10 protein-coding genes are annotated in these 13483 nt (G+C 61.1%); 3 read left to right on the top strand and 7 right to left on the bottom strand.

The window, feature by feature from the left end; all coding sequences use genetic code 11:
* The 4 genes from JNK74_13945 to JNK74_13930 all read right to left on the bottom strand — a co-directional run bounded on the left by JNK74_13945 (window position 1) and on the right by JNK74_13930 (window position 7469).
* Window positions 1–2640 (bottom strand): tetratricopeptide repeat protein, encoded by a 2640-nt coding sequence (locus JNK74_13945; GenBank protein MBL7647284.1) that lies wholly within the window; start codon window positions 2638–2640, stop codon window positions 1–3.
* A gap of 148 nt (window positions 2641–2788) precedes the next feature.
* Window positions 2789–4411, bottom strand: coding sequence for an iron ABC transporter permease (locus JNK74_13940; GenBank protein MBL7647283.1), 1623 nt, complete (start codon window positions 4409–4411; stop codon window positions 2789–2791).
* Complete coding sequence (locus tag JNK74_13935) at window positions 4408–5415, bottom strand: extracellular solute-binding protein (protein MBL7647282.1); 1008 nt, start codon at window positions 5413–5415, stop codon at window positions 4408–4410. Before JNK74_13935 ends, JNK74_13940 begins: the two co-directional genes overlap by 4 nt.
* Before the next feature lie 443 nt (window positions 5416–5858).
* On the bottom strand, window positions 5859–7469 hold the full coding sequence (locus tag JNK74_13930; protein ID MBL7647281.1) for a hypothetical protein: 1611 nt from the start codon (window positions 7467–7469) through the stop codon (window positions 5859–5861).
* Between the two features lie 233 nt (window positions 7470–7702).
* On the opposite strand from JNK74_13930, the gene JNK74_13925 reads away from it, so the two are divergent.
* Genes JNK74_13925 through JNK74_13915 form a run of 3 tightly spaced genes read left to right on the top strand, consistent with a single transcriptional unit; the run spans window position 7703 to window position 9787 of the window.
* Entirely contained in the window at window positions 7703–8866 is a 1164-nt protein-coding gene (locus JNK74_13925; protein ID MBL7647280.1) for a DUF481 domain-containing protein, read from the top strand.
* A gap of 25 nt (window positions 8867–8891) precedes the next feature.
* Entirely contained in the window at window positions 8892–9029 is a 138-nt protein-coding gene (locus tag JNK74_13920; GenBank protein MBL7647279.1) for a hypothetical protein, read from the top strand.
* Entirely contained in the window at window positions 9026–9787 is a 762-nt protein-coding gene (locus tag JNK74_13915; GenBank protein MBL7647278.1) for a class I SAM-dependent methyltransferase, read from the top strand. The genes JNK74_13920 and JNK74_13915 overlap by 4 nt, the downstream gene beginning before the upstream one ends.
* Window positions 9788–9886: 99 nt before the next feature.
* Here the strand turns inward: JNK74_13915 and JNK74_13910 are convergent, their stop codons facing one another.
* The 3 genes from JNK74_13910 to JNK74_13900 all read right to left on the bottom strand — a co-directional run bounded on the left by JNK74_13910 (window position 9887) and on the right by JNK74_13900 (window position 13482).
* Entirely contained in the window at window positions 9887–10555 is a 669-nt protein-coding gene (locus tag JNK74_13910) for a DUF4276 family protein (protein MBL7647277.1), read from the bottom strand.
* Complete coding sequence (locus JNK74_13905) at window positions 10537–11652, bottom strand: AAA family ATPase (protein MBL7647276.1); 1116 nt, start codon at window positions 11650–11652, stop codon at window positions 10537–10539. Before JNK74_13905 ends, JNK74_13910 begins: the two co-directional genes overlap by 19 nt.
* Window positions 11653–11883: 231 nt before the next feature.
* On the bottom strand, window positions 11884–13482 hold the full coding sequence (locus JNK74_13900; protein MBL7647275.1) for a hypothetical protein: 1599 nt from the start codon (window positions 13480–13482) through the stop codon (window positions 11884–11886).
* Between the last annotated feature and the right edge of the window lies 1 nt (window position 13483).

The raw sequence follows: 13483 nt of genomic DNA, 5'->3' as shown, positions 1-13483 counted from the left end.
TCAGTACCGAGCGTGCTCCAGCGCTTCAATCCGCTGGGCGGCGCGCAGGGTTTTGGGATCATCCGGGCCGCGGGTTTCGGCGTAGATGTCGCGAGCGGCCTGAAAGTAGTCCAGCGCGGACTCGTGATCCTTCATGGCCAGGTAGAGATTGCCCAGGCCGAAGGCATCCGCGGCGACCTGCTCGTGTTCCCGCCCGTAGCGCGCCTCGTTCAGCGCCATTGCGGCGCGGAGGTAGTCCGTGGCCCGCTCCAGGGCCTTCAATTCCTTCGCGATCTTTCCAACCCGAGAATACAGGCTGATCAGCGCATCGTCGTCCATCCACGGCGTGCGCTCGTGGAGCTTCAGCGCCTCGGCCATGGCTTCTTCCGCCTCGGCGAGCTGGCCGAGTCGCGCCAGGGCCCGGCCCAGATAGATATAGTCCGGCCCCAACGCGGGCGAATCCGCCCCTTCGGCCAGGCGAGTCGTCACGAGGGCTTCGTTCAGGCAGAAGACCGCTTTCTCGAAGTCATGGTCGTCCATGAAGGCCCGACCCTTGTGTCGCCACACGGCGGCCTTTTCACGGGTCGCCTGGCTGGTGAGGGCCTTGTACAGGTTCAGGGCTTCATCGAAGCACTTCTGCGCGTCGGCAAATCGGCTGAGTGCGCGGCTCGACTTGCCCATGCCGACGAGGTCCGCGGCCACATGGCGGTGGATGGGGCCGTAGTCATCCCGGTCAATGTGAAGCGCATGCTCGTAGAGGTCCCGGGCGTTCAGGATGTCATTCTGCTCCAGCAGGCACTGGGCGAGGTTGCGTGTGAACTTGCCGAGATTGCCCGGCTCCGGCTGCTCCGCATGTTCCTCCGCCTGGATCGCCTTTTGAAAGTACTGGCGCGCGGTGACGTAGTCCTTCTCCTTGAAGAACAACTGCCCCAGGCCGTTCATGCTCTCCGCGACGAGGGAGTGATTCCAGCAATAGACCTCCATGAATACCTTGATGGCGTGCTGGTAGGCCAGTTTCGCGCGGCGCACATCGCCCATGAGCTCAAGCACCTGACACAGGTTGCGGCTGGGCATGGTGAGCATGCTGCGGTGGGCCGGGCCCAGGGCGGCATCGCGCGCGGGGCCATAGACCGCCTCGCAGACGTGAAAGGCCCGTTCATAACAGGCCCGGGCTTCTTCGTAGCTGCCGAGATCCTGCAGAATAACGCCCAGGCTGTTGGCCCGGGCGGCGATGGTCGGATGCACGGGGCCATAGAGGGTCTCGGCGCAGCGAATCGAGCGTTCGAAACAATCGCGCGCCGCGGCGTGCTCTTTGCAGGCGTGGAGGTAGAGGCCCGTATGGTTCAACAGCAGGCCCGTTCCCTCGCGGAGCTGGTTGGCGTGCTCGCTGCGCAAGGTGACCGTTCGGGCATGTCGGACGAGATTCGAGCAGGCGGGGATCGGCTGGTGGTAGCGGCTTTCCACGGGGAAGGCCTCGCGGACGACACGCAGCGCGGTCATCAACCAGGCGAATTCCTGCTCGCGTCCAAGCAGATAACGGGTAGCGGTCTGAATGCAAGGGTGTACCGTGATGCTGTTTTGTTCAAACTGAACCAGGCCGAGCTTGTGCAGGAGCGTGAGCGTGGCGTTCAGTTGGTCGGGGTTGGACACGCAACCACCGAGTCGCCTGGGCAGGAAGGGAGCGCCATCGCACAGCATGGCCAGGGCAATATCTTCCGAGTCCATGTAGGCGCACAGGGCCATCATTTCCAGGGCGGAAGGGTCGCGCTCCGACAGCAGTAATAGCGACTGCTCGACCGCGGCGAGGGTTCCGTAGGCCAGCGTGGCGCCCGACTGGGGGGGATCATGCTTGGCAAGGGCCACCTCGACCCGGCGCTGGTATTCCTGGAGCGGGGTGGCGGTGACGTGGCAGTAGGCCCCCGCGAGAAAGACCGGGAGAGTCGCGTGGCCGAAGAAGCGCACGAGGGCCGAGGCGTGCTCGTCGCGCTGCTGCTGGCTCCGATGGGCCAGGAACAGACATGCGGCGGGGTGGGGAAAGGAGGGATGCTCCAGGACGGCCACGCGGTCATCGTTCAGCGATTTTTGCCCGGTAATCAGGATTCGACCATTGGGCTGGGCCGGAATGAGTTCGAGGATGGGTTCGAGCGCTTCCGCCCCGTCACAGATCAGGAGCCACCGGAGGTGGGTGCCCATCCAGTGCTTGATCGCGGCGAGCTGATCGTTTATGGGCGCGTCATCGTCCCATTTTCCGTCGAGACCGCGACCGGCACGGACCAGATCGAGCCGGGCCAGGGTGGGGTCCTTAGCGTCGATCCAGAAGGCCCCGTCGAAGTTGGCGCGCGCCCGGAACGCGTAGGCCAGGGCGGTCTGCGTGGTGCCGGAACCGAGGGGGCCGAGGAGATGAACGATCGGGTGCTTCTGAAAGGTGTTGTGCAACGTCGTCAGCAGGTTTTCCCGGCCCATGAAATAGGGGTTTGCCCGCTGCCGAAGGCGCCAGAAGCGCGGCTCGGGGCTGTGCACCGGCTGGGGCCGGCTGGCGAAACCATCGGCGGGATAGGGCGTGTCGATGGGATCGGAAGGACGGCGCCGATTTCGCTGGACTTCGCTGTCGGGGAAGGGCGTATCGATGTGTCCGCCTTCGAAGTCGTCCTCGTCACGCATGGCACTGCCTTTCCCGGCGCGCCGAGCGCGGGGATCGTGCAAGCAAGCCTGGGCCGAGGGCCGAAAGTCCCAACGAATCATTCTCCATCGCCACGGAAAGAGCGCGCTTCGTGCGCAGTGCCTCGCGACGCCATCGTCATGTAAGGTCTTACACGAATTTGGTTTCCACCCGAACTATGATACCGGCTTTTGTCGGGCGAGTAAAATCCGCACCCCCCGCGTAAAATCCAGCGACCGCGAGCAGGCCCGCGGTGGCCAGGGCCTGGAGGAGGGCCAGCGCCGATACGGACGCCGCAGGGCCGTAGTGCATGAGTGTAAAGATGCGCAGGGAGACGGGAACCCAGCCGGGCGGGGCAACGAGCACGGAGGTTTCCACTTCGCCCATGATGAGAATGGCGAGGCATGCCCAGATCGCCAGCAGGGGGCGCCGCAACTGCGGCAATACAACAGCATGGAAGGTATACCGTGGGGAAGCGCCAAGGTTGCGTGAAGCTTCCGTGGCTTCGCCCGGCAGCCAGGTGACGGCAAGGCGGCACCCGAGCCAGGCAAAAAGCATGTTGCGGCCGACTGCCGCGAGCAGGAGGATGGGAAAATGGTCGTAGACCCAGCCGAGGGGGCCGGGGTGGTTCCATACCTGGATGAGTCCGACACCGAAGACGGGGCCGGAGGCGAGCCAGGCCATTGCGCAGGGCAGAAGTATGAGACGCCCCCGGTGCGTCGGCGTTGCCCAGGCCAGGGGCAGGGCGAGGGCGATCATGAGCGTCGCACCGACCGTGGCCACGAGCAGGCTGGTGCCGATCTCGCCCGCGCCGGTGTGCCACGCGGCCAGGAGCGTTGCCGGCGGCATGCAACGCGAGGCCAGGGCCGCCAGTGGAAGCCCGATGGCCAGGAGCACAACCAATACCGCTGGTGCCCAGCCCCATACCGCCGCCTGCGTATGAAAGCAATTACGGCGGATTTGGCGCGGTGCCGACGCGGGCGGCCCGGTCCTATTGAAGCGCATGGCGAGGTACAGGGCGGCCACGCCCGTGAGGCAGAGAGGTACGGCGCTGAGCGACGCCTGGCGTTGGTCCAGGAAGCTGTTGAAGCTGGTGAAGATCTCCACGGTGAACACGGGGGTCTGCAAGAGGGACGGAATGGAAAAGCTTAGCAGGGAGAGAACAAAGACCAGGAGGGCGCCGGACAAGAGGGCCGGAAGCACCAGGGGAAACAGGAGGCCGAGACGCGCAAAGGGCCGCGCGCCCAGGTTACGGGCGGCTTCCGGAAGGGCGGGGTCGATCTGGCGCGCGGCGTTCCACAGGCACCACAGAGGGATTGGATAGAGGCTCAACGCCTGCACGAGCGCCACGCCTGCGGCGGAATAGAGGGGGAACGGATGTGGCGGCAGACTCCATCGGGCAAAGAGGCCGTTCACGATGCCCTGCTGTCCCAGCAGATCGACCCAGGCCACGGCCAGCACGTGGGGCGGCAGCAGGAGAGGGGTGGTGAGGAGCAGTCGCAACCATGCTCGTTCGCGGAAACCCGGTTGATCCAGCAGGAGGCCCAGAGGCGCGCCGATGGCGGTGGCAACAAGGGCAGTGACCAGTGCCGTGCCGCAGGTGCGCGCCCAGAGTGTCCAAAGGCGTCCTGAACTCAGCAGGTCGAAAAGATCGCGGGTCGAATCGAAGGGCGACAGCAGGAGGGGCAGGGCCATCGCCAGGAGTGGCGCGGCGCAGAGTCCATAGACGCACAGGACGCCGAAACGATAGAGCCAGCGCGGTGGCGGCTTCACCGAAGGAGGAGTTCCCTGAGTTGGGTGGCCGCCGTCTCCATCTGTGCGGCGGTGGCGGCGTAGCTCACGTCCATGACCTTGATGTCCGCAATCGCGGGCAATTTTTCGGGCGCCTTCACGGCCGGGTTCAAGGGAATCTGGATGGAACGGCCCTCGGCGAGGCGCTGCTCCACGGCTGGACTCAGCAGATACTCGATGAGCCGTTTCCCGCCTTCCCCATTGGGCGCGCCTTTGATCAGCGACACGGTGTTGGGGATAAGAAGGGTGCCCAGATCCTTCTGATCGGGGAGCAGCCACTGGACCGGGAGGCCATCCTCGATGCCGCCGTTGGCATCGTCCGTGTCTGTGAAACCAAAGGCGTACTCGCCCCGGGCCACGCGGTCGCGCACTTCGCCATTGCTGGCAAGGATAGCAATTTCGTTTTCTTTCAGTTTCTTGAAGAAGTCGAACGCTTTCTCCGGGCCCCACAGGGCATAAAGCGCGGCGGCGTGGGTGGCGGTGGTGCCAAAGAGCGGCAGGGCGATGCAGCCCTTGCCCCGGCTTTCCGGACGGATCAAATCGTGGATCGAGGCGGGTGGCATGGCCACATGGTCGGTGTTGTAGATGATGACGCGGGCCCGGGCCGCGAATCCGGTCCAGTAGCCCTCGGGATCCTTGTATTGCGCCGGGATGGCGGCGGCCGCCTCGGGGGTGAATGCTTCCAGGACGCCCTTCTCCTTCAGGCGGATGGTCTGCGCGCACTCGTTGTTCCAGAAGACATCGCAGCGCGGACGAGTCGCCTCGGAGATGAGGCGCGTCACCAGCCCCGTGGTCTTGGAGGCCTCGGTGTCGTAGACCGCCTCGACGTTAATCCCGGTTTCCGCTTCAAAAGCATCAAGGATGGGCCGGGAGTAGATCTCGTCCAGAGCCGTATAGACCACGACCGTGTTGGGGTCCCTGCCGCCGCAGGCGTGGAGCACGGTCGCGCTCAGAAGGAGGCTGAATAGCGTAAGCAATCGATTCATGGCGTGCCGCGTTTCCCATGTTGGCATTCAATGCTCAAGTCTTGAGGAAGGTTAGCGAGGGGGCCCTGCGAAATGCAACACGGCCATGGAATTTCAAGAGAGGCCATTTTCAAAGGAGCTTAGACAGTCCTGTCTGAGGCAAGGTCCACCACCTTATCGGAAAGGTGTAGTTACATGTATGGAATCGTCGCCATTCGATAACGTGACTGTGGTTACGTAGAACTCGCCAACCCATTCACCATGCCTTTTCGGCCCAAAGCGCCCCCTGTCTCGGACAAGACTCTCTAAGCTCCTTTATCAGACAATCACTTTGAAAAATGTGAAATTTGCCTCATTGCTTCACTTGGCTGAAGGGGCGCTGTCCCGATCGAGCGGGCTGAACGTGCCTGTCGCTCCCATCCGCCTCACGCGACGCCGTGCGATGCTGTAACTGGGACTTTGTCTCACTTCCAGCCGGATATCAATTTCGAGGCGAGTTTCGTCGTCGCGCTTTCCATGGCGATTCGTGCTGCAACGATGAGGAAGAAGTATTTCACCGTTTTCTGGCCGAGGAGGAACACGATTTCATATCCATCCATAGGATCGCCGAAAGAGCCCATCATCATGAAAGCGGTAACAATTGCACTTAATGTAGAGACAATAGCCCACGATATCAATATGAAGGCATAGCTCGAAAAAACCACCGCGAGCGGGCTGGAACTGGCCAAAGCTCCCGCGAGGGCGAATCTCGGGATGACCCAAAGGCAGATGAACAACTCGGCGAGGCTCAGCAGCAGGGGCGCGGGATTGATCGCGCTTAGCGGGCCACCGGGGCCGCCCTCGATCAAGCCCCATAAGGTGATGCCGCCATAGGCCAGTACGCGACCGAGAACGAAGCCCCAAACGAGCATTCTGAGAATGCGCAACGCCGCCGTTACTTTGCCTCGGGTAATTTCCTTTGCCGTGAGCAAGGTCACACCCAGACTACCGATCATATTGTCCTGATGCTCCCGGAGTACCAGCGATGAGACGACGGCGGGAAGGATGACGATGAGAAGATAGAACTCTATAAGCGGTGCAAATTGCTGTGGGAAGGTATGGGTGATCGAATAGCCGAAGCTACCGGTCGCAAGGCCGAGCGCAACCAGCAACCAGGGGCCGAGTCCCCGGGAGAAATCACTCGCGCGATAGTCTTTTGCCGCCACCGGATTCTGCGTATCCGCGATGGGAATGAATCGATACGCTGGCCTCCAGCGAAGTCGATCAAGCATGTTGGCCGGCAGGCGCTGGCCATAATCCCCTCTTCGCGGAACCACATAGTGTCGCGTCAAGACAACGCAGAAACACGCCACGCACCCCTGATACATCGCAAAGGCCAGGGGCGGTCGCCAGTCGGGTAGTCCGCTGCGCACTACGGCATAGGCGTTGAAGGGGCCAACGGACTGGAGCCAGTCCATTCGGGGAATACCGAGCGCTTCAAGGAATACCCGCGCGGCCCAGGGTAGGAGCAACATACACAGGACGCCCAGTCCTGTATGGTAGATAGCGCGGCTGTGATCTCTGGCGGAGGCGGACGCCAGCAGCCCGATGCTCGTCGTGCCCAGGGCAAGGCTGAAGCAGACGATGATTCCCTGGATCAGGGCCAGCGGTTCCACCCCGGCGAAGAAATAGATGATGCCCGTGAAGGGGAGGACTCCGGCATAGAGCCCCGCGTAGAGGCCCATGAGCGCAATCAGCTTGCTCCACACGATCCAGCCGGGCGGGATGAGCGTGGTGAGAAGGAGGGGGTAGCAGTCCTGCTTGCGCTCGTGGATGATGGCGGCGGCGGCCATGGCGGGCACTACGATGAGGGCGGCGGCGTAGAGCAGGAAAAACTGCGTGCCGAAGATGCTACGGGCAAATCCAGCCATCTGTCCATTGCGTAGGCTGGTGAATGAGAGCGATGTAAGCGCGGCCAGGGCAAGCACCGTGGTCATGCCCGCCATCAGCCCAAAGAGGCGCGGATTGCGCGCCAGAACCAGCAACTCGCGCCGCACGAGAGCGAATGCGGGAGATGGGGGACGTTCTGGATTCATGGTGTGCCGCGATGCTCCCTCGTGATGCCGCGCGTGTCGCGGCGTTGTGGGAAGGGTAGCGCAGCGGGTGGCGGAAGTCAATTTCAATGGAGCTTTGGGCTGCAGCGTGTATGGGTCTTATGGGTCTTATGGGTCTTATGGGTCTTATGGGTAGCGTCGCTGTCAACTGTCAACTGTCAACTGTTTGTGATAGCATGTTCACCGGGCTTTAGTGAACACAAAGGATTAGAATCATGCGTATTCTGGCTTGCTTGCTGGTGCTGTTAGGAGCGGCCTCTTTCCCCCCTTCTGTCTTCGCCACAGATCAGGTTAACCTCAAGGACGGCACGGTCCTGATGGGGAAGTTGGGCGGTCTTGCGGAGGGAAAACTCACCTTTGAGGCGTCATTCGGGGGGAGTCTTTCCATCCCGTGGGCGGAGGTGACGGGTCTTCAGTCGGATGGGGTTGTGTCGTTTCTCCTTCAGGACGGAACCCAACTGAAAGGCAATCCCAAAGTGGTTGAGGGTGCGCAACAAGTCCACGGCGCACCGGCCGGGGTGGTTCCATTGACTTTGGCCAACGTGAAATCGCTCTCGCTGGATGCGCCGCCGGTCGAGGCGCCCGCAGCGCCGCCCCTCACGGGCTCGGAGCCGACCCCGGCGGAGGAACGCTGGAGCGGTCGCGCGGAACTGGGGCTGAACGGCCAGACGGGGAACAAGGAACGCTTCGATGTTCGCGCCGGCGTGGATTTGAATCGCAAAGCGGAAGACTGGCGTTTGAATCTCTACGTCAAAGGACAGTACGCCGAGACCAACAGCGAGCAGTCGGCCAATGAGGTGCTGGGCGGCACGCGGGCGGAGTGGGACATCAGCGAGCGCACCTATGTATTTGGAAAGCTCGATCTGGAGCACGATGAGTTCGAAGATCTCGATGTTCGGGCAACGGCCACGACGGGTCTCGGACATTTTTTCGTGAAGCGTGAAAAGCTCGAACTGAAAGGCTGGCTGGGCGCGGGTTACGAGCACGAAACCTTCAAGAAGGATCCGGAACCCGTGCCGGAGGACCTGCCCACGCCCACCACGCTGGAAGAGTCCATCCGCCAGATCCTACTGATCACACGGCAGAACGAGACCATCACGACCACGACGGACGAGGTGGTGGCCGAAGCCGGCTACAGTTACCAGCAGGAGCTCCGAAAAAATTTCCGATTGAAGCACGGGATCACCTACTATCCTTCCGTGGACGATCCCTTCGAGCAGTACCGCGTCACGGCGGACACCTCGATGGAGTTCCCGGTGGGGAAGGAACCCGACTGGTCCGTTCGCGCGGGGGTGCGCAACGAGTTTGACGCCGCGCCCCAGGAAGACGTGGACAAGCTCGACACGACGTATTATCTGAATCTCGGTTACAACTTCTAGGCGTAGCGCCTTCGGAGAAGACATCATGGATACGACCGATCCCCTTTTCGGCATTCTGCAGACCCTTATCGACATCCTCATCGAGCTTATCCGCGCCCAGTTCGCTGACTTCGTCGCGCTCTTCGAGATTCTTCAGGAACTGGGTATCATCATGCCGCTATGATGGATCCGGCGGCCCGATTTTCCAACCGGGTCTCGGATTATGTGCGGTTTCGGCCGCGCTATCCCGAATCCCTCATCGACGTGCTGCGTGGCCGCTGCGGATTGAAACCGGGCCACGTCATCGCCGATGTGGGTTCGGGCACCGGCTTCCTGGCGGAGCTTTTTCTGCGCCACGGCAACACCGTCTTCGCCGTGGAGCCCAACGGCCCCATGCGCGAAGCCGCCGAGTCCCTCTACGGCGCCGCGCCGGGCTTCTACAGCGTGGCGGGCAGCGCCGAGGCCACAGGACTGGCCGAAGCGTCGGTGGATCTGGTCACGGCGGGCCAGGCCTTTCACTGGTTCGACGCCGAGGCCGCGCGGCGGGAATTCGCGCGTATCCTCCGCCCTGGGGGATGGGTGGCGCTCGTTTGGAATGAACGCACTGCCGCCGAATCGGGCTTTCTCGCCGACTACGAAGCCCTCCTTCAACGCCACGGCACCGACTACGCCCTCGTAGATCACCGGAATGTGGACGAGACGAGACTGGTCGCCTTCTACGGCGGGAAATTCGAACGCGCGGTGCTCGACAACGTCCAGTGGCTCGACCGCGAAGGTCTCGCGGGCCGGGTCCGCTCCTGCTCCTACGTGCCCGCACCGGGCGAGGCGGGCTACGACGCGATGATGGCCGAGTTGGAAGGGGTTTTCGACATGCACCAGAAAGACGGGCGCGTCGCCATGACCTACGATACCAAGATCTATTTCGGGAGGCTGGGGAGCTGAGATTCAGTCTGAGAAGCGTCCGTTCCGTGGGTAGTGCCGCCTTGGTGCCGCCACCCGTCAGGGGCAGATTGGTTTGTCAAGACAGTTCAGCTTTGCCTGTCACTCGGGCAATGCTTCAAGCGTCGAAACCCACTCGTTGAATAGCGGGCACTCCTTCCGGATGACATCCAATCCCATCTCCATCGCAGCCAGTGAGCCGAACAAAGGCTTGTCATATGCCGGATACAATCTCGAAATTCGTTTGCTGGGAGCTGTTTCATCACCGTCATTGATATCTTCTGGCGTATCAAACAACTTGCGAATGTTCTGGAGACCCGACACGAGTTGAGGCTGGCCTATTCCCGTAGCGAACGCAACGGGACTGCTGAACAGAATTCCCTCGAACTCGTGCATTTGAACATAGGGGACAAAACGGCGCACGGCATCCTCCCCCAAGGCTTGTCGAAGGTATTCAGTCAAACCGCTGCATATACACCGCGCTCTGTCTCGAGTATTCTGTCCCCGCAATGCCTCCTCCCTGCCTGGAAATCCTTTTGGCAACCGGTAATAGTCAAAAAGCGTCGTACAGTATGCAGTCGTATCTCCGAGGAGTCGTGTTCGAATATCCCCCAGAAGGCGTTGCGGCGTCAGCGCTCCTCCCTTATGGCCGGGTTTACCCACGAGTGCCGGCAATAGGTGAATGGCTCTTCCACGAAGCCCCCTGGACAAGACCTCCTTGATAAAAGTCTCCTCGGTTTGCCCTTCACAGATTACATGCACCCGAACCATTGGCCCGGCCTTCCGCCAAGTACATTCTTCTCCCAGAGTTCTCCGAGCGAATACTTCTCCAGCCATGCGTCCAATTCAGTCCCTTCCAGACGATTGAATACCGTTGCATCGTTCTCGCGCTCAACTATTACGAGGTCCTCGGGTGCGAATTCATTGACCAAAGGAACCGACTGCGTGGAAACAATAACCTGCATTCGCTTAGACGCCGATCGGAGCAGGGACCCGAGCAACGTGATGGCGAACGGATGAAGGCCGAGTTCCGGCTCGTCTATTATTATCGTCGATGGTGGATCAGGCTGCAGGAGAGCGGCGGTCAGGCAGATGAAACGTAGAGAGCCATCCGACAACTGGCTGGGCCAGAAGGGATAGTCGCTATCCTTCTGGCGCCACAAGAGGGCAATCTGATCCTCACCAGACTCAAGCCGCTGTGGCCGCAAATCAAAATCGTCGAAAAACGGTATGGCAAGCTGCACGGTTTTTCGCACCTGCGCGTATGACTCGGGATATTCAGTTCTAAGGCGATACAAGAACGCCGCAAGATTCGATGCGTCGGTTCTCAGGCTCTGGTTATCGTGTACGGCCCCGGGCCGCTTTACCCCCGCCGTCGTACTGGTATCGTGAAAGTGATAGACTTTCCAACCGGAAATCGATTGGTAACAGTAGCCATGAATGCTCTCGTTCCCGATTGAAAGCACACTTTCCTTGAGTCGGGACTCCGCTTGGCCGGAACCCAGAAACGGATTAGAGTTTCGATAATCTCCACGATAAAATAACGATTCAGATGCGAAGCTGAATCCCCCTTCAACGGTAGGCTCCAGGACGAATCGATAACCGTTTCTTCCGAAATCAATGGAAGATTCAAGTTGTAGAGTTGACTTTACGCCAAAACTTAGGATCCTGTCGGCAGAACCCTGGTTTCGGGTCCAGAGCTGCAAGCGCCCCTCGACTAACTCCCCAAGCATTCGAAAATAGCTGACCAGATTGCTTTTTCCTGTGCCGTTCGCACCAATCAATACGTTGAGCTCACGGAGGGGGAAATCGACTATGTTTCGTAGCGATTTGAATCCTCGAATCGTCAATGTATCAACTTTTCGCATCGGGCCTGTTCCTGTCACGCTGTGGGGCGACCGTCTTGGTCACACGAAGATTGTAATACAAATGGCCCCGTGGTTGTAAGCAGTCGAATCACCCCGGCGAAGCCGGGAGATTATCCAGGCTGGCGAGACTTAGGTGCGGGATCAGGACCCGGATAAAACTTTTCCAGCTCCGGAGTCCGGTGAGAAGTTCCCGCTTGATGATGGTCATCGTTAGGGAGGGTGCGCGTTCCTTCATTCGGGCTTGTGCTCCCATCCCTCTGGCCGGTAGGGCACATAGCCGGTATCGAAGACTTCATCGAAGCGCGTCTGGGCGAACAGCAGGGGAACCAGTGAGAAGAGCAGGACTATGCCGGTGACGCCCAGACTGGTATAAAGCGTTTCCATGGCCGCCAGCTCCCCCGTAGAATCCATCACGAATCGAAGCACGACATCGCCCACGGCAATCATCACGTAGATGGCGGTCAGCGATACGGCGAAGTCCGTCGTGCTTGGCTCCCGAAAGCGAACGCACATGAGGCTGATTACAATGACGAAAATCGTTCTGGGAGCCAGAAGCACGACCTTGTAGATGACGGCATCTGGATCGGCGCCTCGCGCAAGGACTGCGGTGAATGCCTCCTGGCCCGGGAGCATGCGGGGAAGTCCGCCGCCCACCATGAACCCGACTATGACCGGTAACAGCGAGACAAACATGGCCGCCGCAAGGCCATTCAAGACTCTATCCGATCCCTCGATGGTCATCCTGAGGTGGCGGAGCGTCTCCGGGTCCATTTCCCGGCCACAACGTTCCACCACGATAAGGGGAACAAGCAGATAGAGCAAGGCCGCGCCAGCGTCGAAGGAATCCACAGTCCAGCCCATTCGGACGAGTGACCACCGGTCAAAACATGCGGCGAAGGCGGCGCAGAGAAAGAAAGCGGCCAGCGCCGAAGCGGGACGGTTCAGCCGGGCGCGGCGGCGTTCGCGATGATACATGGGGCTTCCCCAGTCTGGGATCGGGCCGTGGGTCAGGCGATTCTTTCCCCTGGCAGCGGCCATTTTGAACACGGGCAGCCGCGCAAGCCTTCCTGCGACGAGACTGGCGACGACAACAAGAAGGACGCCCGTCGTCTGGAACCTGGCGAGGGCCAGGCAGTCCCACCAGTCGGCGTCGCTGGAGACTATCCCCATCAGCAGGGTGACGGGATTGGCGGGCGGCACGGGGACGCCGGTCCACACGTAGCGTAGCGCGGGTACCGCATAGATCAGCGCGACGCAGGTGTAGGATGCCACGATGGTGCGGCTGGGACTTTCCATGACATGGGAGAGGGAGATACCAATCAGGGCGTGGGCTAGAGCGGTTCCATAGAGCATCAGCGTGGACTGATAGATGCTGCGCAGCTCGATGCCCGCGAAGAAGTACACAAACGCGCCCAGAGGCAGCAGGGCGACGTGAAAGAACACGAAGACGGCGAGGACGGCCAGGAGCTTTCCCGCGACCACCGTGGCGGGGTGGAAAAGGGCGGTGCGGAGGAGGTCATCGGTCTGCTGGTGCCGTTCCGCGGCCAGGCTCATGGCGGCCAGGGCGGGGACAACCAGGAAGACCACGAGCAGCAGCGTGCTGAATTGAACGGTAAGCACGGTGGCGATGGCGACGACCGGTGTCGATTTGTGTTCCGCCAACGAAAGCAGGGCGCCGAAGGCAACCATGAGCTCAGTTGCCGCGGCGGTGATCAGCAGGTAACCGTAACGCCGCTGGCGAAGCGTCGTCAGAAGCTCGCGCCACACAATCGCGGTCATGGGCGTAGTCGCCCAGTCCAACAGGGAAAATTGGATGACGGGACGGCCCATG

It is taken from the genome of Candidatus Hydrogenedentota bacterium (assembly GCA_016791475.1).
Lineage (GTDB): Bacteria > Hydrogenedentota > Hydrogenedentia > Hydrogenedentales > JAEUWI01 > JAEUWI01.
The sequence above is the reverse complement of the archived record's forward strand: the minus strand, read 5'-3'. Positions and strand labels throughout refer to the sequence as shown.

Excerpts from the sequence above, each read along its gene's own strand:
- JNK74_13935 (MBL7647282.1), bottom strand. The coding sequence starts at position 5,415 with ATGAATCGATTGCTTACGCTATTCAGCCTCCTTCTGAGCGCGACCGTG.
- JNK74_13930 (MBL7647281.1), bottom strand. The coding sequence starts at position 7,469 with ATGAATCCAGAACGTCCCCCATCTCCCGCATTCGCTCTCGTGCGGCGC.
- JNK74_13920 (MBL7647279.1), top strand. The coding sequence starts at position 8,892 with ATGGATACGACCGATCCCCTTTTCGGCATTCTGCAGACCCTTATCGAC.
- JNK74_13915 (MBL7647278.1), top strand. The coding sequence starts at position 9,026 with ATGATGGATCCGGCGGCCCGATTTTCCAACCGGGTCTCGGATTATGTG.
- JNK74_13905 (MBL7647276.1), bottom strand. The coding sequence starts at position 11,652 with ATGCGAAAAGTTGATACATTGACGATTCGAGGATTCAAATCGCTACGA.
- JNK74_13925 (MBL7647280.1), top strand. The coding sequence starts at position 7,703 with ATGCGTATTCTGGCTTGCTTGCTGGTGCTGTTAGGAGCGGCCTCTTTC.
- JNK74_13900 (MBL7647275.1), bottom strand. The coding sequence starts at position 13,482 with ATGGGCCGTCCCGTCATCCAATTTTCCCTGTTGGACTGGGCGACTACG.
- JNK74_13910 (MBL7647277.1), bottom strand. The coding sequence starts at position 10,555 with ATGGTTCGGGTGCATGTAATCTGTGAAGGGCAAACCGAGGAGACTTTT.
- JNK74_13945 (MBL7647284.1), bottom strand. The coding sequence starts at position 2,640 with ATGCGTGACGAGGACGACTTCGAAGGCGGACACATCGATACGCCCTTC.